The organism is Paracoccus sp. J39 (genome assembly GCF_000518925.1).
Classification (GTDB): domain Bacteria; phylum Pseudomonadota; class Alphaproteobacteria; order Rhodobacterales; family Rhodobacteraceae; genus Paracoccus.
Map to the genome: position 1 here is coordinate 80827 of NZ_JAEN01000007.1, position 19980 is coordinate 100806.

Here is a 19980-nt window from a genome sequence, read left to right on the forward strand (position 1 = left end):
TCATTCACCCTTGTCGTCGCCGGGACGCCCCGGTGTCTTGCCTATCTCGTTCGCGGTCCGCATCATGGTCTTGATGCCGGCCACCAGGCCCAGCAGCACGAAAACCACCATGAAGACCGGCCGCAGGCCGGTCAGATAGTCCAGCCCGAACCCGATCCCGAAGCCGATGGCCAGTCCCGCCACCAGCTCGGTCACCATGCGCCAGGCCATATTGGCCTGGCTGAAATGCTCTTCCCCGCGCGACGGGGCCTTGTCCGCCGCCTTCTTGCCCAGCCGGGCCTCCAGCGCGCGCAGCCGCTCCGCGTCCCGGGTCCGCGCGGCGTCATGGTCGTCCTCGGCCACGGCTCACACCCCCGTTATCGGTTGGCGCGGTGATAGGGACTCGCGCCCCCCGAGTCAAGCAAGCGACCGGATCAGTCAAGCTATTGAAAAGATTGAATACGTGAAAAGCCCGGCGCGACGGAAAACCCGGTCTTGCGGTCCGGGGCGCATCCGCCGCATATTCAACCGGCAAGTTAAGCAAAGCCGATGTCCGCTCAGCAACCCAGCCTCGACGCCATTTTCTCCGCCCTCGCCGACCCCACGCGGCGGGCGATCCTCGGCATGCTGCTCGAGGACGACATGGCGGTGACCGACGTGGCGGCGCCGTTCGAGGTCAGCCTGGCGGCGATCTCCAAGCATCTCGCCGTGCTGGCGGCCGCCGGGCTGATCCGGCAAGAGCGGCGCGGACGGATCATCTGGTGCAAGCTGGAACCCGACGGGCTGCGCAGCGCGTCGGTGTGGATGCAGGGTTTCGGCCAGTTCGAACCCGTGGATCTGGACGATTTCGAGCGGTTCCTGCGCCAATCCCTGGCGCTGACGGATGGCGAAGAAGCCAAGGCCTGACCCCGATTGCCCGCACAATAGCGACAAAAGTTGCGCAATCGCCACATATCGCCCGCATGTTCAAAGACAAATCGTGCTTTTGTTGATAAATGCAAGGTTGCATTTAAACCAATATGCACAACCTTGAATTGCCAAAGGGGGATCCATGGAATACCGGATCATCACGGCGACCTTTGGAACCCAGGTCCCCAACGATCCCGGGGCCACCGGGTCGGACAAATACCTGCCCTTCCTGAACCGGCGCGACATCGACTTCTCGCAGGCCGACATGGCCGAGATCCGGATCGAGGACGACGACCCGGCCTTCGGCTATCTCTCGCGCGGCGGCTCGGGCAGCTTCTATGACGATCCGGGCAGCGAGGGCGGGCAGTCCCTGGCCGAAAGCGCCAGTTTCGGCCATGGCGCGGGCGCGCAGATGCTGGCCGCCGGCCAGCGCATCTCGCTCCAGGACGCCGCCATCCTGCGCGATGCCGAGGGCAACGAATTCTACGTCACCTTCCCCACCTATGTCGATTACGACATCACCGGCTATCCGATCGAGATCGGCGACCGCCATACCGTCCTGATCATCCCCAGGCAGCGCCAGGATGCCGACGGGCAGAGCCATTGGCCGCAATTCCGACAGGACGCGCTTTACCAGTTCGTCGGCAGCTACAAGATCGGCATCGGCCAGACCTCCCTCCCCTACGACCAGACCGTCAAGGCACCGCCCTGCTTCACCCCGGGCACGCTGATCGAGACCGGCCTGGGCCCCCGCCCGGTCGAGACGCTGGCGGCGGGCGATCTGGTGCTGACCCGCGACCACGGGCTCCGGCCGCTGCGCTGGATCGGCGGCCCGCAGCTCGACCCCGCACGGCTGGACCTGCAGCCGAACCTCCGCCCGATCCTGATCGCAGGCGGCGCGCTGGGGCCGGGCCTGCCGGCGCGCGACCTGGTCGTCTCGCCCCAGCATCGCATCCTGCTGCGCTCGGCCATCGCCCGGCGCATGTTCGGCACCGAGGAAATTCTGGTCGCCGCCCGGCAGCTGACCGCCCTGCCCGGCATCCGCCCGCTCCATCCCGCCGGGGGCGTGACCTACCTGCACCTGCTCTTCGACCGGCACGAGCTGGTGCTGTCGAACGGCTGCTGGACCGAGTCGCTGCTGACCGGCCCGCAGGCGCTGATCGGCCTCTCATCCGCCGCGCGCCGAGAGATCTTCGCGCTGTTCCCCGGGCTTCCCGACGGCGCGCCCACGCCCGCGCGCGTCCTGGCGACCGGGCGCGAGGGCCGCAGGCAGATCCAGCGCCACCTGAAGAACAGCCGCGCCTTCCTGCCGGCCTGATCCCGGAAAACGCAAGAAGCGCCGGGCACAAGGCCCGGCGCCGTCTTCATTTCACGGTGATGCGACCGTCCAGCTTCGGCGTGAAGCCCGGCCCCTGCCTGGCCAGGTATTCCGCCAGCACATCCGCCAGATCGGGCCCGAAATCATAGGCGTTCATCGCCTTCTCGGCAAAGACCCGGTAGCCGTCCCCTCCCGCGCGCATGTAATTCTGCGACACGACGCCATAGACCGCTGCGGGGTCGATCGGCACCCAGTCCGACCCGTCGCGCACCTGCACGTCGCTAATCCGGCTGCCGGCCGGGGCCGAGGCGTCCAGCGTGTATTTCAGCCCCGCCACCTGGGCGAAGCGCCCTGCGCCCTCCTCGATCTGGCTCGCGCCGTTCTCCAGCGCCGCCACCACGTCCTCGCCCTTCAGCTGGAAGGTGGACAGGGTGTTCTGGAAAGGCAGGACCGAGAGCACGTCGCCCATCGTGACCTCCCCTGCCGGAATCGAGGCGCGCAAGCCGCCGCCGTTCTGGATCGCGATGGTGATGCCCTGGTCCTTGACGCGCGCCAGCATGGCGTCGGCGACCAGGCTTCCCATCTCGCATTCCCGGGCGCGGCACGATTCCCGGCTGCCGTCGATCGGCGCCGCGATCTCGGCCACGCGCTTCTGCTTGAGCTGCTCGATGGGCGCGCCCATCTCCTTGACCCGCGCCGCCAGCTTCTCGTCCGGCACGACCGAGCCGTCCAGCAGGATCGGCTGGCCCTCGGCCTTGATCAGCTTGCCGTCGTCGTCCCAGGTCAGCACCAGATGGCCCAGATACTTGCCATAGGCATAGGCGGTCGCCACCGGCACCTCGGCGCCGTCGGCGCCCTTGACCATGGTCGGATAAGGCCCGGCGGCCCCCTCGAACTGTCCCAGCAGCGTATGGCTGTGCCCGCCGATGACCGCGTCCAGACCGGCCACCTCGGCGGCGAATTCCTGGTCGCGCTTGTAGCCGGAATGGGTCAGGGCAATGATCTTGTTCACGCCTTCCTCGGTCAGCTCCTGAACATCGGCCTTCAGGCTGTCCATGTCGTCCAGGAAGATCACCTTCTCGCCCGGCGAGGCGGTATCGGGCGTGTCCATCGCCAGGGCCGAGACGATGCCGATCTTCTCGCCGCCGACCTCCAGCACCAGCACGTCGTCGATCTTGTCCTTCAGCTCGGGCGATTGCGACAGGTCCAGATTGCCCGAGACGATGGGGAACTTCGCCCCCTCGGCCAGGATTTGCAGCCCCTGCGGCCCGTCGTCGAATTCGTGATTGCCCACCGCCATGGCGTCGAAGCCGATGGCGTTCATGAACTCGACCGTCTCCTTGCCCTTGTAGGTGGTATAGAACAGGCTGCCCTGATACTGGTCCCCGGCGTCCAGCACGATCACGTTCTGCCCCTCGGCCTTCAGCCCGTCGCGCAACTCGCGGATCTTGGTGGCCAGACGCGCCACGCCGCCAAAACATTCGTCCTTCGCCTCGGCCTCGGCATCGCAGGTGCTGTCATAGGCGTTGATCGGCTCGATCCGGCTGTGGAAATCGTTGATATGCAGCACATGCAGCGTGTAATCCGCCTGCGCCGCGCCCGCAGACAGCGCGACGGCAGCCGCCGAAACCAGAAGCCAGCCCTTCATCTCCATCCCTCTCACCCCGAATGTCTGAACGAGGGGCAGATTGCGGGATGGCAGTGACGCCGTCAATTGACGAAGCCGTGGCTTGACGGCCCGCACAGCGCGGCGCATGAACCGGCCATGCTGGTTTACAAGATCTTTCGCGCGGCCGAGTTCCAGGCCTTCCAACGGCAGGGCCGCAGCGCCGGTGCGCCGGTGGACCTGCAGGACGGCTATATCCATCTCTCCACCGCCGCACAGCTGCCCGGCACGCTCGCGCGCCATTTCGCCGGACAGGACGGGCTGCACCTGCTGGCGCTCGACGCCGAAACGCTGGCCGAGCTGCGCTGGGAACCCTCGCGCGGCGGCGACCTCTTCCCGCATCTCTATCGGGAGTTGCGCGCCGGAGATGTGCTCTGGAGCCGCCCCCTGCCCCTCGGACCCGACGGCCACGACACCGGAGACCTTGCATGAGCCCCATCGAGCGGCTGGGCCTCGCCGCGCTGCATCGCCTCAACCCGGAACGCGCGCATGATCTCTCGATCCTCGCGCTGCAACGCGGGCTCGTGCCGCTGCCCGGCAAGCCCGTCACCTCGGACCGGCTGCGCAGCCGCCTGGCCGGGCTCGACCTGCCGAACCCGGTCGGCCTTGCCGCCGGCTACGACAAGAACGCCCGCGCCCTGCCCGCGCTGATGCGTGCCGGCTTCGGCTTCGTCGAGGTGGGCGCCGCCACCCCGCGCCCGCAACCCGGCAACCCCAGGCCGCGCCTGTTCCGCCTGACCGAGGACCGCGCCATCATCAACCGCTTCGGCTTCAACAACGAAGGCGCGCCGGCCATCGCAGACCGGCTTGCCCGGCGCCCGGCGGGCATCCCGGTCGGGCTGAACATCGGCGCGAACAAGGACAGCGCCGACCGCAGCGCCGATTTCGCGCAGGTCGTGCGCCTTGCCGGTGCCCATGCCGATTTCCTGACCGTCAACGTCTCCTCGCCGAATACCGAGAAGCTGCGCGATCTTCAGGGACCCGAGGCCCTGTCAGCACTTCTGCAAGGGGTTCTGGCCGCGCGCGACGCGCTGCCGAACCGCCCGCCCGTGTTCATCAAGATCGCTCCCGATCTCGATGACGCCGCCCTGGCGGACATCGCCGCCGTGGCCCTCTCCGCCCCGGTCGATGCGATCATCGCCACCAACACCACGCTTTCGCGCGACGGGCTCGATTCGCCCCATGCCGGGGAAGCCGGCGGCCTTTCCGGCGCGCCGCTCTTCGACCGCGCCACCCGCATCCTCGCCCGGCTCTACCGCGAGACGCAGGGCCGCCTGCCTCTGATCGGCGTCGGCGGCATCGGCTCGGCCGAGCAGGCCTGGCAGAAGCTGCGTGCCGGCGCCTCGGCCGTCCAGATCTATTCCGCGCTGATCTATCAGGGATTCTCGCTCGCCGCGCGGATCGCCCACGACCTCGACGAACGGCTCGCGCGCGAGAATGTCACGCTGGCCGAACTCACCGGCAGCGGCAACGCGGACTGGCCCTAGAACAGGTCCTCGTGACCCAGAAGCTGGTTCATGGTGTTCGACGGCTCCGAGCAGCCGGCATCGCCCACGATCCGCGCCGGCACCCCGGCCACGGTCTTGCAGGGCGGCACCTCGGCCAACACCACCGAACCGGCGGCGATGCGCGAGTGATGCCCGACGCGGATATTGCCCAGCACCTTGGCACCGGCGCCGATCATCACGCCGTTGCCGATCTTGGGATGGCGGTCGCCGTCTTCCTTGCCGGTGCCGCCCAGCGTCACCGAATGCAGCATGGACACGTCGTTGCCCACCACTGCCGTCTCGCCGATGACGATGGAATGGGCATGGTCGATCATCACCCCGGTCCCGATGCGGGCGGCCGGATGGATATCCACCCCGAACACTTCCGAACAGCGCATCTGCACGAAATAGGCCATGTCGCGGCGGCCCTGCTGCCACAGCCAATGACCTATGCGATAGGCCTGCAGCGCCTGGTAGCCCTTGAAGAACAGGATCGGCTGCATCAGCCGATGCGTGGCCGGGTCACGGTCATAGACGGCCAGCAGGTCGGCCTGCGCCGCCGCCGACAGTTCCGGCGCACGGGCAAAGGCATCGTCGGCGATCTCGCGCAGGATCTGCTCGCTCATCTCGCGCGAGGCGAGCTTCAGCGAAAAGCGATAGGCCAGCGCCGCCTCGAAGGTCGCATGGTGCAGCAGCCCGGCATGGATCAGCGCGCCCAGCAGCGGCTCGTCGCGCACGGCGATCCGCGCCTCGCGCTGGATGCGCCCCCAGACCGAATCGCGGGGGGCGTCCCGAGCATCGGAAAGCGGCTCGATCATGTCTTTCTGCAGGTTCATTCAGGCGCGCCCGTCAGTTTCATCCCTCGAGTCTAGCGGAAACCGACGGGCGCGAAAAGACCGTCAGTCCGGCAGCCGCAACTCCCACCAATGCAGCACGACGCGCACCCTGCCGCCGGTGAACTGCCCGCCCGTGGCGGTCAGCCGCAGCGGCACCGGCTCCCAGAAGGCGGTCGGAGGCGACAGCACCCCCCGCGCCCAGGAACCCTGCGCCTTGCCCAGCCCCTGCCCGAACCGGCCAAGACTCTGGGCATCGCCCGCCGTGCCCAGCGACCACGAGGCTGCGCTGCCGGTGATCGCCTGCAGCACCCGCGCCGTCGCCCCGATGACCAGCCCGCCCGGCGGAATGACCATCGCGGTCTCGAACCAGGCACCGCTGCCCAGCGTCACGTCCTCGGACAATTGCCGCGCCAGCAGGCCCGAGCCGTGCTGGCCCAGCGTGACCGCACCCGGCACCCAGACCGTGCCGTCATGGATCGCCACCACCCCCTGATCGGCGATAACCGCGCGCCGGCCATAGGCAGGCTGGACAAAGATCCAGCCGCCATTCGCGCCGATGGCCACCTTGCCGCCCTGCCCCTCCCAGGCATTGACCGCACCCGGCGGCACGGCCCAGCACATGCCGTCCACCACCGTCTCGGGCGGGGCGATGCGGGTCAGGCTCTGCAGCACCAGATCGACCTGCCCGTCCAGCCGCAGCAGCGCCTCGTTCACCGTGACATGTTTCTGCGCCTGCGCCGGCATCAGCAGCGGCAGGGCGCAATTGGCGGTCGTGTTCTCAGGCATCGATCATCCTCCTTGCATGGGGCCCGGCCCCGAACGTGTCTGAAAGCTGGGCGACCTCGATGGCAAAGCCGCCCCCGGCGATGGCCTGGGACCAGCTGTTCGCCGGCACCACCCAGCGCGGCTCCGCCACCACAGCCTCGGCAAGCACCAGCCCGTCGCGGACCAGCCGGGCCGAGTAACGCTCCTCCGCTTCGCCCAGCGGTACGTCCGGCCCGTCCCAGCCGTCGCCCTGCACCCGCGTGCGGCGGATCCAGGTCACGACCCGGCCGCGGACTTCCAGGTGACAGGGCGACAGCGGCCGCAGCCCGGCACCCCGGAACGCCGCGGCGACATGGCGATAGCTCGGGTCGTCCGGCGCGCGCGTGGCCGGCCCGATGCGCCAATGCCGCAGCTGGTTGCGGGCCGAGGGCGCCAGCTCCACCTGACGCGCCGCGCCGTCCAGCAGCACCACCACGCTGCCCGAGGGCCAGACCGCCGGCATGAAGGCATCCGTCCCCGCCTGCCCGCGCAGCCGGGTCGATATCTCCCACAGCCCGGCCGAGACCAGCCGCGCCTCTGCGAACTGCAAAAGCTCCCAGCCCTCGGCCGAACCGTCGCCGATCGCCAGCAGGTTGGCGCCCGCCATCAGCGCCTCGGGCGAGGCGGATTCCAAGGTGCCGCCCTTCATCCGGACCCGCAGCGCCGGCCCGCGATCCCAGACCCCGGGCCGCGCCGCCGAAAGCGGACCTTCGGTCCGCCCCATGATCGCCGGTTCGGCCAGCGTCATGTTCAGCCCGTATCCTCCCGCCTGCTCGGTCGAGACCCAGACCGCCGCCGCCCCCGGCCAGGGCGTCGCCGTCACCGCCAGATGCGGGGCATGCGGCGCCTCGTCTCCGCGCAAGAGCGGCAGGTCCAGAAACACCGGCCAGACCGGGATCGGCGGCACGAAGGGCCGCAGCGCGGCCTCGCCCTCGACCACGCGGGCCGGCCGATAGACCCCCGGCTCGACCCGCACCGCGTCCACAGTGATCGCGCCTGCCCGCTCGACCCGGTCGATGCGCCAGCGCCGCGCCCCGGCACCCGGCTCCGCCAGCCGCACCACATCGCCCGGCCCCAGATGCCCCAGCGAGGGCGGCAGGGCAAAGCGCACCCCGTCCCGTGCCACCGCCGTTTCCGACAGCCAGCGTTCCGCCAGCGCCCGCCCCTCGCCGCGCGTCAGCGCCATCGCCAATTCGCTGTCCGAGACCGCCAGGAACTCCGCCCCCGGCATCATCGTCTCGGCCGTGCGCGCGGCATAGTCGCCGCCCGCCTCGACATGGGTCAGCCGGATGCGGCCCACCATCTCGGCATCGGCGGCGCGCGAGACCTCGACCGCATCGACCTCCTCGGCCAGCGCCATGTCGTCGGGGCCCAGCTCGGCGTCGATCTGCGCGCCGCGCATGACGAAGCGCAGAACACCGTCGCGCTCGACCGCATCGAAACCATGCGCCAGCATCAGCGGTTGCAAGGCCGCGCGGCCGCTCTCGGCCCCCGACAGCGCATAGCCGCGCACCAACCCCCGCAACCCCTCGGCGTCAAAGGCGCGCACGCCCGCCTCTCGGCAGATTTCCGCCACGACATCGGCCAGCGGCACGGCGCCCGCGCGGCCGTTCAGCCAATGCCCGCGCTCCCATGCGGGGCCGTCCGACCACAGGTCGATGCGCGCCGGGAAGGCCGGATAGGGCCGCGCATCCCAGCACCAGACATGCGCGCGGCCCATGTCGATCATCCGCCCCGCCCCAGTCCGGCCGAAGGCCCCGCGGGCCGGGTTGTTCGCCGGGTCCGACCAGAACTCGGTCATCGCCCGCACATAGGCCGCCTGGATCACGTCGTCGCGCCGCCCGTCCGAAAAATAGGGCAGCATCGATTCCGAGCTCATCGCGTCCAGGAACTTGTTGGGCTGGTTCGTGCCCTTGTCCAGCGCCGCGCAGCCCATCTCGGTGAACCAGACCGGTTTCGAGCGCGGCACCCATGCCGTCGGCTGCGCCAGCCGCACCCCGCCGATGCGGTCGTGGTGCCGGTTCTGCCACCAGCCGCGGATATCCTTGTAGCGCCAGACCCAATGCTCGTGATGCGCGCCGTCGCGAATCTCGGTGCGCCGCTGCGCCTGCCGGTCGGCCTCGCTGGCGTAATACCAGTCGTAGCCCTCGCCCCCCGCGACATTGGCGCGCAGATAGGCCGGATCGTCTATGCGCCCCCAATGGGCATCCAGATGCTCCTCGCCCTCGCGCCAGTCCGACAGCGGCATGTAATTGTCGATGCCGATGAAGTCGATATTTTCATCCGCCCAGAGCGGATCGAGGTGGAAATGCACGTCGCCATTGCCGGGCTGATGGCCGAAATATTCCGACCAGTCGGCGGCATAGCCGATCCTGACCCCTTCGCCCAGAATGCCGCGCACATCCGCCGCCAGCCGCTTGAGCTGTGCGACGGCCGGAAAGGAATGGCCGGCCCCCATGATCGTCGTCAGCCCGATCATCTCGGAGCCGATCAGGAAGGCGTCGATGCCGCCTGCCGCCGCGCAGAGATGCGCATAATGCAGGATGAAGCGGCGATAGGACCATTCCTCCGGTCCGCTATAGGTGATCGTCCGGCCATCGCGCGAAAAATCCCCCGCCTCGGCCGCGCCGAAGAACCGCGCCACCTCTGCCTCGGCCGCTGCCGTGCCGGCGGGACTGCCCGGGCGACCGGGCGCGATGCTGGTGGTGATCCGCCCGCGCCAGGGCATGACCGGCTGATGCGCCGCGCCGCTCCACGGATCGGGCCGGCCGTTGCCCGCCAGCTGCTCCATCAGGATGAAGGGATAGAACACCGCCCTGCGTCCGCTCTCGGCGATCGCCCGCAGCGCCTCGATCACCGAGCCGTCGGCCGGGGTGCCGCCATAGATCGGCCTGCCCTCCACCCGCGCCACCTCGGACGCGCCCTCGCGACCGATGCCGCCCGCGCGCCAGGCCATCTCGCGCCCGTCGCGCGACAGGTCCTCGACCTTGGGCCGTACCGAGCACTCACCGACCCGCAGGTCGTCGCCAAACCAGGACACCACCAGCGAGACCGAGCCGACATTCGGCAATTCCCGGCCCAAGATCCGCATCGAGGCCAGGAAATCGGTCGGCGCCACGGCTGTGTTGTGATTGACCACCTGCGTCTCGCCCAGACCCAGGTCATAGCTGACCGCCGTGGTCGCCAGCGAATATTCCCCCGTGCCGGGAATCATGGCGACGGCCCGCACCTCGCGCGACAGACCCCGTCCCTGCTTCGCCGCCCGCGTCACCTCGAAGGACAGCTGCGGCACCCGGTTGCCCCAACGCTCCAGCGCCAGGTTCTCGAAGACGACATAGGCGATGCCGCGATAGGCCGGAGCCGCCTCGCCCTCCTGCGCGGCGATGGCCGGGTCGGGCAGCTGGTCCTCGTCGCCCGGATAGACGCGCATGTTCAGCTCGTCGGCCGGGATCTCCTCGCCATCCGCCCAGATGCGGCCCACGCCCAGGATCGGCCCCTCGCACAGCGCCAGCGCAAAGCTCAGCCGATAGCCGATCTCGGTCACGCTGGGCCCCGCGCCCTTGCCGCCGCCATGCCTGCGCCGCGTCTCGACCAGAGGGCCCGCCCAGATCGCATGGCCCGGCACCCGCATCTGTCCCCAAAGCCGCGGAATCGGCGTGCCCTCGCCCGCGGTCTGGATGCGCAGCCGGTCCACCCGCCCCGTCTCGACCGCCTTCGAGCCGCCGCCCAGCAGGCGCTGGTCGATGACCCGCCCCAGTGTCGCGCCCACGGCCCGGCCGATGACGGCGCCTGAAAGCCCCAGAACCGTGCCGCCAAAGCCCGCACCCAGCGATGCGCCCACCGCCGCCAGCAGAATCGTCGCCATTGCGCCCTCACCTTTCCCTCAAACCGGCGGAAACCGGAACCGTCCCGCAATCCGCGCCCGCCAGGGCGCCGAGAGCGGGCTTTCGACCACGCCATGCCGGTCATAGGCATGGACAAAGCTCGCCCGTTCGCCGGTTTCCGCCACTATTCCCATATGCTTGGCGACCGCCCCGGCCCGCATGCGAAAGACCAGCACGTCGCCCGGTCGCTCGGCGGGCGCAGGCAGCAGGAACCGCGCCGCGCCGCCCAGCAGCAGCTCGACCCCGCCGACCTCGCCCCAGTCCGGCGTATAGGCCGGCATGGCCTCGGGCTCGGCGCCGAAGAACTCGCGCCAGATGCCGCGCACCAGCCCCAGGCAATCCGTCCCCGCCCCCCGAACCGAGCCCTGATGCACATAGGGCGTGCCGATCCAGGCCCGCGCCGCCGCCACCACCGCCGCTTCTGCCGCCGCACTCATCGGTTCACCTTGGGCGCGATCAGCCAGTCCTCGGGCGGCAGATGCGGAAAGCCGCGGAAGTTCAGGTAGTTCAGGAACTTCATCCGGCAGGTCTCGCCCCGCTTGTCGCAGCCCGCGACCAGCCGCACCCGGTCCCCCGCCGCCGGCCGGATGCCCAGCGCCGTCCAAAGTTCGACCTCGCGCCGGGCGCCCGGCAGGACGGCATCCGCCTTGACCAGACCCGACAGCCCCGCCGCCGCGCCCGTCAGCACCACCAGCTGGCCATGCTCGAACCAGCGCGCATCATGCCCGGCCACGCCCGACAGCGTAAGCCGTCCGCCCTCCTCCGAGGCCACCGCCCCCTCGGCCGAATAGCCCGGCCGCGTCAGGTCGAAGCGGCACTGTCCATCGCCCAGCGCCGCCGAGCAGCGGGGATGATAGACCCGCCCCTGCGCCTTGTTCAGGGGCTCGGACAGCCCGCGCAGCTCGGCCCGGAAGGCCGCGCCGCTGCGCACCACCTCGCCCAGATGACCGCGAAAGAGCAGCCGCCGGTTGGCGGTATCGGCCCAGTCCACCTCCCACAGCCGCACATCGGCCGCGTCCCAGCGGCCCGCCATCAGGTCGCGCTCGGTGATCGCCGCATCCGACAGCGCACCCACCGCCTCGCTGTTGTCGACCGACAGGCCCAGCCCCTGCACCACCGCCCGCGCGCTCAGCCCGCTGTCGGGGCGGAAGGCGATGCCCTCGAAGGACAGCGGCCGGTCGTGATCGGTGAATCCCAGAACCACCCCGTCCCGCCGCCGGACCGCCCAGGCCCGCGCAATCGTCTCGCTCATAGCCGCACCTCCACCACCGGCACCTGCGGCAGGTCGCCGGCCTGGAACGACGCGACCGAGACCGCGATGCGGTCGGTGTCGAAGCGCACCGGCACGTCGAACTCGAACCCCGCCGTGACCATGGCCCCGGCCTCGGGCGGCGCGGCGAAACTGACCACTCCCGTGGCGATATTCACCGCGAAATCCACCCCGGCGCGCAGTTCGACATTGCCGACCCCGGCCAGCACCGTGTCCTCGACCGGCTTCGCCACCGGCCGCCAATAGCGCGCCGGCCCCGAGGCATAGGCCTTGCGCAGCGCAAATTCCCGCCGCACCCCGTCGCCCATGCCGATCTCCTGATCCAGGAAACTCACCGCCGCGCTTGGGGCGCAGGACTTGCAATCCGCCCAGTCCTTCCAGCGAAAGCCGTGCATCTGCCCGGCCCGCGCCTCGAAAAAGGCGATTAGCGCCGCCACATCGTCCAGCGAGCGCAGCCCCAGCCCGGCGTCATAGCGCCGCCGCGAATGCGCCCAAGGCGTGCGCCGCTCCTCGTGGCCGTTGGTCAGCGCGACGATCTCGGTCCGCCGCTCGGGCCCGCCGACCGAGCCGAAGGACAGGTTCGCCGGGAACCTGATCTCGTGAAATGCCATCTCAGCCGTTCCTTTCCCCGCGCGCCAGAAGCCGGCCCATCTGCGCGGCGATCTGGCTCTGGCTGCGCTGGAACCCCGCCACATCGGGGGTCGAGACGTTGAAGGTCACATTGACCGGCCGCCCCCCGCCTGCCGCCGCCACCCCCAGCCGCCCGTCGGCGCCGCGGCGCAGGGGCATGATCGCCTCGGCCCCGGCCTCGCCCATCAGCCCGGTCGCGCCGCGCATCGGGAAATAGGTCGGCTGGCTGACCACGCCGCCCTTGGCAAAGGGCAGCACCCGCCCCTGCGAGAACGCCGCCCCCTGGCCAAAGGGCAACGCCGCCGAGACCATGCCGTTCACCCCCTGCGCGATGGCCCCGGCCAGCGCCTGCTCGACCGGCTTCATCGCCACGGCGAAGGCGGTATCCGCCATGCTGCGCGCGATGCCCTTCAGGGCGTCCGACAGCTTCATGCCGTCGAAGACCAGCCCCGAGAAGGCCCGGCGCAGCCCGCTGCCGATGCCCGATGTCAGCGTGCCGACCTCGCGATTGGTATAGATCATCGACTCGCGCAGCCGCGCCAGCTCGGCGTCGAACGCCGCCGCCATCCGCGCGCTCTGGTCCAGGCCCTTGCCCAGGGCGGGCCCGTCCTCGTCCAGCCGGTCGAATCCGTCCTTGTTCGCCACGACGGCGCCTCCTCTTTCAGATGTTCATGTCGCGGGCCGGTCGGGATAGCGCGCGACCAGCTCGGCCAGCCGGTCGCGGGTCATCGCGCCCCCGCGCCCCGGCTCGACGCCCAGCATCAGCGCCAGCTCGGCCGTCTCCAGCGCCTCGCTGACCGCGACCGCCGCCGCCTTGACCGCGCCGAAGCCGCCCGCCGCCTCGGCCCCCGACAGCACCGAGACGACGAAATCATGCACCGCCCCCGCCGCCGTCATGTCGCCCGCGTCCCGCACCTCCTCGGGGCCCAGCGAGACATAGGGGCCCGCCGGCGCCGCCACCGGCATCGCATCATAGATCGCGTCGCCCACCAGTTCGTGCAGCGCCGCATCCTCGCGCAGCACCCGATAGACCGCCGCCTGCAGCGCGGCCGTTCCCAGATAGCTCATGCCAGCGCCTCCTCTTTCGCGACGCAGACCAGCCAGCGCCCTTGCGGGTCGCTTTCGGCCACAGCCTCGATGCGGAAGCGCCGGGCATCCGCCCCCTCGCCCAGCCGCAGCCGCTGCTCGGGGCGCGGGCGGCGCGCATCGCCGCCAGGCGCCGCCCGGACGGTGATCCGCCAGGTCACGACGCTCTGCGCCCCCACCTCGGCGAAACGCTCAGCCCCCGCGCCCGACCGCATCTCGGCCCAGATCCGCCCGACCTCCTGCCAGGAGAGGGCAAAGCCGCCCATCCCGTCCGGCTCGCGGACCGGAGATTCGAGGACCAGCGGCACCGTCAGCCGCGGCGCGCTCATGCCCGGCCGCGCGGAGTGCCGCGCCCCCCCAACACCCGGACCAGGCGCCAGCGTTCGATCAGCGCGCTGACCCCGAAGGGCATCGCGCCCTGCGTGCCCTCGAAGCTTCGGTCCTCGTGATAGCGCGCGGCAAGCAGCAGCACCGCCTGCGCCAGATCCGCAGGCACCCGCGACCATGCGGTCCCGAAGCCGGCCAGGAAGGTGATGGAAACAGAACCGCCCGAAGGCACCGAGGGCAGGAAGGCCCCCACCGGCCTCAGCATCGGCCGCTGCACATCCGGCACCAGCCGGTAACGCGCCGGATCGACCAGCGTCACCGCACCCGCCGCGTCGGCGATCTCGACCCGCTCGACGGCCTCGACCGGGGCCAGCGGCAGCGGCTGGCCCATGGGGTCGCGCCATTCCTCCAGCCGCAGCCGGAACTGCCGGGCCAGCAGCACCTTGCCGGTGCGCGCCTCGATGGTGGCGATGGCCGCGCGCAGGAAACCCGCCAGCGCCGCGGTCTCGGCCGCGTCCTCGGTCATGCCGAAACCCGTTCCCAGCCGCAGATGGTCCCGCAACCCCGCGACGGGCAGCGCCTCGGTTGCGGGCGCTGTCACTTCCACAAGCATCATCTTCGTCTCTCCCACTCGCAGGGGTGCCGCATCCTCTGGACGAAAAGGGGGCCGCGCATATCCGCCCTCGCGCGCGCGGACAGTGGCTTGCCGGTCCGGCGGACATTGCCCGCGCGGCCCCCGCTTCGGCCCTGGATCAGCCGAAGACCATCAGCTTGACGGCGCGGGCATCGGTGACGCCGCCCCCGACGCGCTTGGTGGCATAGAACAGCACATGCGGCTTGGCCGAGAAGGGATCGCGCAACACGCGCAGGTCCGGGCGCTCGACGATGGTATAGGCCGAGCGGAAATCGCCGAAGGCGATCGAGAACGAGCCGCGAGCGATGTCCGGCATGTCCTCGCAGACCAGAACCGGATAGCCCAGCAGCTGCGCCGGCTGCCCCATGGCCAGGCTGTCCGCCCACAGGAAGCGGCCGTCCGCGTCGCGCATCTTGCGCACCGCCGCGGCGGTCTTCGAGTTCATCAGGAAGCTGGCATTGGCCCGGTATTGCGCACCCAGCGCATAGACCAGGTCGATCAGCGCATTGGCCGGGTTGTTGGCGGCAAAATCGCCGTCCCCGCCCGAAGGAATGGTGCCGATCTGCACATTGGTCGCCGTGCCGTTCGGCGCCTTGGCATGGGTCAGGAAGCCCTTGGGCTTGTTGACCCCGTCGCCATTGACGAAGGCCGTGGCCTCGGCGCGGGCGAATTTCTCGGCGATACGGCCGGCCAGCCAGGTCTCGACGTCGAAGGCGCTGTCGTCCAGCAGCCGCTGGCTGGCCTTGGGCATGGCCGAAAGCTCGTGCACCGGGATCACCACCCGCTGCACGGTCGAGGTTCCTGTCTCGGCCTGGGTGCCGGCCTCGGTGGACCAGCCATGGGCGATATCGCCCATATCGACCAGCACCTCGTAGGTCGCCGATTCCACCGTCACCACATTGGCGACCCGGCGCAGCGAGGCGGTGACGTTCAGCGCCTCCTGCACCTGCAAGGCCACGGTCGGCGCCGCCAGGAAGCCGCCGTCGCTGGTGGTGGTCATCGCCTTGCCCTCCAGCGGCAGCCCGCGCAGCGCGCCGTCGTCGCCGTGGCGGATATAGGCGTCGAAGGCCTTCTGATGCGGTGCGCCCTGATCGGCCTCGGCCGACAGAGGGGCGCGGGCGCGGGAAATGGTCTTGCGGTCCAGCATGGTCATGCGTTCTTCCTGTGCTTCCAGTCGTTTCTGAATATCGGCGCGGAATGCCTTGAGCTCATTAACGAACCCCAGCATCTCGACCCCCAGCTCGCCGGGCATGTCCGCCCCGGCCGCGGCTTTCACCTCGGTCATGGTCCCCTCCATCTGGTGAAATTCACTCGGCGCGCAGCGCCCGCGTCGCGGCCCGGAAGGCCGCCGCCAGTTCCAATGCGCCATCGGACTTGCGGCCCACCTTGGCCTCGGCCAGCATCGGGAAGGTGACCAGAGACACCTCCCACAGCTCGACCTCGGACAGAAGCCGCCGGCCCTTGCCGTCACGCTCGGCGCTCACGGTGCGATAGCCGATCGACAGCCCGTCGATGGCCCCGGCCTCGACCAGCGCCGCCGCCTCCCTCGCCTGGGCGATCTCGGGCAGAAGCCGCCCCTTGACCCAAAGCCCCTTCTCGTCCTCGCGGATCTCGTCCCAGACGCCGATGGGCTTGGCGGGATCGTGCTGCCACAGCATCCGCACCTTGTCCCCCCGCGCCGCCAGCCGCTTCAGGCTGGCCGCATAGGCGCCCCGCACCACGATATCGCCGCCCTGGTCGGCCAGGCCGAACAGGCTGGCATAGCCCTCGATCCGCGTGCCATCGGCGACCAGAGAGCCGCCTTGCGCATATTTCAACTCCAGCCCGTAATCCTTTGAATTCACGTCAACCTCCTTTCGGCGCATATTCCAGGATCGACTGCACCGCCTGGGTCAGGATCACCGCGACGACGCCATAGACCGTCATCCACAGGCGCCGCTCCAGCCCCTCGATCAGCGCCTCGATCCGCTCCAGCCGCCGCTCCACCTGGCCGAATTGCAGCGCCATGATCCGCTCCTGCGTGTCGAAACGCTGGTCGTGCCAGTCGAAGGGCTCCTTCACGAAACGCGAGCCCTCCATCTCATTCCTCCGCCAGCGGCGGCAGCCCCAGCGCGGCGCGCTTCTCGGCCTCGGTCAGGAAAGCGGCATCGCCGATGCGCCGCCAATGGCTGTCGCGCTCCTCGGCCAGCGCCGGCGCCTGGTCGGGATCGGCGCGCAGGTCGATCTCGGCCCCCAGATGCTCGGAAAGCCACCAGGCCACGGCGCTGGCCACGCGCGAGACCAGCGGCAGCACCGTCAGCCGGTAGAAGGCCCGGTGCGCCTCGGCGTAATTGGCATAGGTCGCCTCGCCCGGAATGCCGATCAGCATCGGCGGCACCCCGAAGGCCTGCGCAATCTCCCGCGCCGCCGCCAGCTTCGTCTCGTGAAACTCCATGTCGGCGGGCGAGAACCCCATCGGCTTCCAGTCGAGCCCGCCCTCCAGCAGCATCGGCCGCCCGGCATTCCTCGCGCCCTGGTGGTGCATCTCCATCTCGGTCACCAGCCGGTCGTACTGGTCCGGCGACAGGCTGCCCTGCCCGTCCGCGCCCTTGTAGACGATGGCGCCGCTCGGCCTCGCCGCATTGTCCAGCAGCGCCTTCGACCAGCCGGATGCACTGTTGTGCACATCCACCGCCACCGCCGCCGCCTGCATCGGCGACAGCCCGTAATGGTCGTCCAGCGGATGGAAGCTGCGGATGTGGCAGATCGGATCGGGACTGCCCGCCATGTCGAAGCGCATCTTGCGCCCGCCCACGCCATATTCATAGGCGACGGGCCAGCCATCCGGCCCCGGCACCACCGCCATCCGGTCCGAGCGCAGCACATGCAACTCGCCCGGCAGTCCCCCGGCGCCCTCGCCCACCGCCTCCAGATAGCCGTTGCCGCTCAGCAGGATCTGCCCGAACAGCGCCTCGAACAGCTCGGCCCGGCCCTGGCCCGGATTGGGCCGGCGCAGCAGGTCCAGCACCGGATGCAGGTCATAGCGCCGCTCGCGATCCTGGCAGACCAGCGGCACGGCGGCGGCCGCCTCGGCGATCAGCCGCACGGCGCGAAACCCGACCGGATTGCCGACGAAGCCCGTCCGCGTCAGCGAAGCGGTGTCGCGCGGCGACCAGACCACCCGCCCCGAACCCGCCGCCAGCGCCACCACCTTGCCCGCGGCGCTTGCCTTCTTCTCGACCTCCGCGGGCGCAGCCCCCCGCCCGAACCAGGGAAATGCCATCGGTCCCTCCTGAATCTCCAATGAAAAAGGGCCGCTCGCGCGACCCTCCACGGACCCCCAACGGCCCTTCTTTCTTGCGTAAATATCCCGGGGTCCGGGGCAGAGCCCCGGTCCGGCGCTACAGCCCCCGCACCGCCGGCCGCCTCCAGGACGCCGCCGGCTCGATCACCAGCTCGTGGATCGCCCAGACCAGCGCATCCAGCCGGTCGGGCGAGCCGCGCCCGTCATAGCCCGCCACGGACATGCGGCACATCTGATCCTCCAGCGCGCCCAGGCCGCGCAGGTGATGCACCCGCCCCTGCTCGTAAAGCGCCGCCACCGGCTCGGCCCGCAGCCCCTTGCCGCGCCCGGCCCGCAAGGCCCGGAACGGCACCAGCGGATCGACCTGCCGGATCACGCTCTCGACCAGGTCGCCGCCCTGGTTGACCTCGGCCACCAGCCGCTCGGCGCCGTGCCGCTGCATCGCGGCGACGGCGGCCCGCGCCCAGTCCAGCGGCCCGCCCCGGACCGAGGCATCCTCCAGCACATAGGCCCGCCACTCCGTGACCGGCCCCTCGCTGACCACGCCGGCGACCACGATGCCGCATTCGTCCGAGGCCGCGCCCGAGCTCACCGCCGGATCGACCGCCACCACGATGCGCGACAGCCGCGGCGCCGCCTCCACCCGGCAACGCTCCAGCATCGAGGTCGTCCACAGCGCCCCCTCGACATCCTCGAGCAGCAAGCCCTCCAGTTCCTGCCGTCCCAGCCGGGTGCCGGCATAGCGCGCCTCGACCTCGGCCAGGAAGCTCTCGGCCAGATAGGCGCGGTTCGCCTCGGTCGGCGCATGGGTGGTCACGGTCGAGGCATTGCCCAGGATCCGCTTCAGCACCGCGACGTTCTTCGGCGTGGTGGTCACCACCTGCTGCGGATGCTGCCCCAGCCGCAGCGCGAATTGCAGCATGTCCCAGGTCTCCTCGGCCTTCTTCCACTTCGCCAGCTCGTCGACCCAGGCCGCGTCGAATTGCGGCCCGCGGAGCGCCTCGGGCTCATGCGCCGAATAGAGCTGCGCGGTCGCACCATTGGGCCAGACCAGCCGCCGCCGACCCGCCTCCCAGACCGGGCGGCGATCCGGCGGAGAACAGGCCAGAATCCCCGACTCGCCGAACACCATCACGTCCCGCGCCTGATCGAAGGTCTCGGACACAAGCGCCACGCGCTGCGCCCGCCCGGGCGCCTCGGGCGTCGCCCCCTCGACCTGCGCGCGCACCCATTCCGAGCCGGCGCGGGTCTTGCCCGCGCCGCGCCCGCCCATGATCACCCAGGTCTTCCAGTCGCCCTCGGGCGGCAGCTGATGCGGCAGTGCCCAGAACTCGAAAAGCCAGGGCAGCGCGGCCAGCGCATTGTCGCTGAGCCCGCCCAGGAAATCGTCAACCTCCTGCGGCGCGGCGCAGGCAAGCCAGGCGGCGCCCGATCTCGTCTCGTGCCGCGACAAGGTCGAGTGCGCCTGCACCGACCTGTCCGGCAGCATCCTTGCGAAGCTTGTCAACCCTGCTCCTTTCCTCCAGCACCATCTGGGTCGCGGCCCGAAGGTCACGCACCAGCTTGCCGGATTCCTTCAACTCCCCCGTCTCGCCTGCCTGGATCTTTTCCCGCAGCCGGGTCAGATCCGCCGCATAGGACCGAAACAGCCCGTCCGCGATGTCCAGCACGCTCATGTCGGGCGCCGTGGCGGCGCCGGGCACGAAAGGCCCTTCCGGCGCCTCCGGCCCCGGATCGAAACTCATGGTCATTCTTGATCGCCCTGCCCTCGTGTGCCTGTCCGCACGAGCGAGACATGAAAAAAGCGGCCCAAGGTCATCGACCCGGCCGCTTGCCCATCTCTCCCAGCATGGGTAATTTCTACTTC

Annotated in this window: 22 protein-coding genes; 4 read left to right on the forward strand and 18 right to left on the reverse strand. The window is 70.1% G+C overall.

Annotation, left to right across the window (positions count from 1 at the left end):
- A complete protein-coding gene (locus L632_RS0108810) occupies positions 1–342 on the reverse strand; it encodes an AtpZ/AtpI family protein (protein ID WP_028712219.1) in 342 nt (113 codons plus the stop codon).
- A gap of 186 nt (positions 343–528) precedes the next feature.
- On the opposite strand from L632_RS0108810, the gene L632_RS0108815 reads away from it, so the two are divergent.
- Together L632_RS0108815 and L632_RS0108820 are read left to right on the forward strand one after the other, a co-directional pair.
- A complete protein-coding gene (locus L632_RS0108815; RefSeq protein WP_028712220.1) occupies positions 529–885 on the forward strand; it encodes a helix-turn-helix transcriptional regulator in 357 nt (118 codons plus the stop codon).
- A 145-nt stretch (positions 886–1030) separates the two neighbouring features.
- Positions 1031–2206, forward strand: a complete 1176-nt coding sequence (locus L632_RS0108820; RefSeq protein ID WP_028716637.1) for a Hint domain-containing protein — start codon at positions 1031–1033, stop codon at positions 2204–2206.
- Positions 2207–2252: 46 nt separating this feature from the next.
- Here L632_RS0108820 and L632_RS0108825 read toward each other — a convergent pair whose 3' ends face one another.
- Positions 2253–3854 carry a bifunctional UDP-sugar hydrolase/5'-nucleotidase gene (locus tag L632_RS0108825; protein WP_028712222.1) on the reverse strand — a complete coding sequence of 534 codons (1602 nt, stop codon included), beginning with the start codon at positions 3852–3854 and terminating at the stop codon, positions 2253–2255.
- Positions 3855–3971: 117 nt separating this feature from the next.
- Here L632_RS0108825 and L632_RS0108830 point away from each other — a divergent pair, with 117 nt between their 5' ends.
- The gene (locus tag L632_RS0108830; protein ID WP_028712223.1) at positions 3972–4304 is read left to right on the forward strand and encodes a DUF952 domain-containing protein; all 333 of its coding nucleotides are present in this window, start codon (positions 3972–3974) and stop codon (positions 4302–4304) included.
- Positions 4301–5359 carry a quinone-dependent dihydroorotate dehydrogenase gene (locus tag L632_RS0108835; protein WP_028712224.1) on the forward strand — a complete coding sequence of 353 codons (1059 nt, stop codon included), beginning with the start codon at positions 4301–4303 and terminating at the stop codon, positions 5357–5359. The genes L632_RS0108830 and L632_RS0108835 overlap by 4 nt, the downstream gene beginning before the upstream one ends.
- On the opposite strand, the gene cysE is transcribed toward L632_RS0108835, so the two are convergent.
- The 16 genes from cysE to L632_RS22285 all read right to left on the reverse strand — a co-directional run bounded on the left by cysE (position 5356) and on the right by L632_RS22285 (position 19789).
- Positions 5356–6195, reverse strand: a complete 840-nt coding sequence (cysE, locus tag L632_RS0108840) for a serine O-acetyltransferase (RefSeq protein ID WP_028712225.1) — start codon at positions 6193–6195, stop codon at positions 5356–5358. The genes L632_RS0108835 and cysE overlap by 4 nt on opposite strands.
- Positions 6196–6258: 63 nt before the next feature.
- Positions 6259–6981, reverse strand: a complete 723-nt coding sequence (locus L632_RS0108845; RefSeq protein WP_028712226.1) for a DUF2793 domain-containing protein — start codon at positions 6979–6981, stop codon at positions 6259–6261.
- On the reverse strand, positions 6974–10864 hold the full coding sequence (locus L632_RS0108850; protein ID WP_028716638.1) for a glycoside hydrolase/phage tail family protein: 3891 nt from the start codon (positions 10862–10864) through the stop codon (positions 6974–6976). The genes L632_RS0108845 and L632_RS0108850 overlap by 8 nt, the downstream gene beginning before the upstream one ends.
- Before the next feature lie 18 nt (positions 10865–10882).
- Positions 10883–11320, reverse strand: a complete 438-nt coding sequence (locus tag L632_RS0108855) for an NlpC/P60 family protein (protein ID WP_028712227.1) — start codon at positions 11318–11320, stop codon at positions 10883–10885.
- A complete protein-coding gene (locus L632_RS0108860) occupies positions 11317–12135 on the reverse strand; it encodes a DUF2163 domain-containing protein (protein ID WP_028716639.1) in 819 nt (272 codons plus the stop codon). Before L632_RS0108860 ends, L632_RS0108855 begins: the two co-directional genes overlap by 4 nt.
- Positions 12132–12764, reverse strand: a complete 633-nt coding sequence (locus L632_RS0108865; RefSeq protein WP_028712229.1) for a DUF2460 domain-containing protein — start codon at positions 12762–12764, stop codon at positions 12132–12134. The genes L632_RS0108860 and L632_RS0108865 overlap by 4 nt, the downstream gene beginning before the upstream one ends.
- A gap of 1 nt (position 12765) precedes the next feature.
- On the reverse strand, positions 12766–13428 hold the full coding sequence (locus L632_RS0108870) for a phage tail tape measure protein (RefSeq protein ID WP_028712230.1): 663 nt from the start codon (positions 13426–13428) through the stop codon (positions 12766–12768).
- Between the two features lie 24 nt (positions 13429–13452).
- On the reverse strand, positions 13453–13851 hold the full coding sequence (locus L632_RS24860) for a phage tail assembly chaperone (RefSeq protein ID WP_084648072.1): 399 nt from the start codon (positions 13849–13851) through the stop codon (positions 13453–13455).
- A complete protein-coding gene (locus tag L632_RS0108880) occupies positions 13848–14198 on the reverse strand; it encodes a head-tail adaptor protein (RefSeq protein WP_028712235.1) in 351 nt (116 codons plus the stop codon). Before L632_RS0108880 ends, L632_RS24860 begins: the two co-directional genes overlap by 4 nt.
- Positions 14195–14812, reverse strand: a complete 618-nt coding sequence (locus L632_RS0108885; RefSeq protein ID WP_028712236.1) for a hypothetical protein — start codon at positions 14810–14812, stop codon at positions 14195–14197. The genes L632_RS0108880 and L632_RS0108885 overlap by 4 nt, the downstream gene beginning before the upstream one ends.
- Before the next feature lie 136 nt (positions 14813–14948).
- Entirely contained in the window at positions 14949–16115 is a 1167-nt protein-coding gene (locus L632_RS0108890; RefSeq protein ID WP_028712237.1) for a phage major capsid protein, read from the reverse strand.
- Between the two features lie 22 nt (positions 16116–16137).
- Positions 16138–16695: an HK97 family phage prohead protease gene (locus L632_RS0108895; RefSeq protein WP_036697718.1), complete on the reverse strand. Its 558-nt coding sequence runs from the start codon at positions 16693–16695 to the stop codon at positions 16138–16140.
- A complete protein-coding gene (locus L632_RS0108900; protein ID WP_019352420.1) occupies positions 16676–16909 on the reverse strand; it encodes a hypothetical protein in 234 nt (77 codons plus the stop codon). Before L632_RS0108900 ends, L632_RS0108895 begins: the two co-directional genes overlap by 20 nt.
- A 1-nt stretch (position 16910) precedes the next feature.
- Complete coding sequence (locus L632_RS0108905) at positions 16911–18092, reverse strand: phage portal protein (protein WP_028712239.1); 1182 nt, start codon at positions 18090–18092, stop codon at positions 16911–16913.
- A 118-nt stretch (positions 18093–18210) separates the two neighbouring features.
- Complete coding sequence (locus L632_RS0108910; RefSeq protein ID WP_198019318.1) at positions 18211–19602, reverse strand: DNA-packaging protein; 1392 nt, start codon at positions 19600–19602, stop codon at positions 18211–18213.
- Complete coding sequence (locus tag L632_RS22285; protein ID WP_036697761.1) at positions 19502–19789, reverse strand: hypothetical protein; 288 nt, start codon at positions 19787–19789, stop codon at positions 19502–19504. Before L632_RS22285 ends, L632_RS0108910 begins: the two co-directional genes overlap by 101 nt.
- Between the last annotated feature and the right edge of the window lie 191 nt (positions 19790–19980).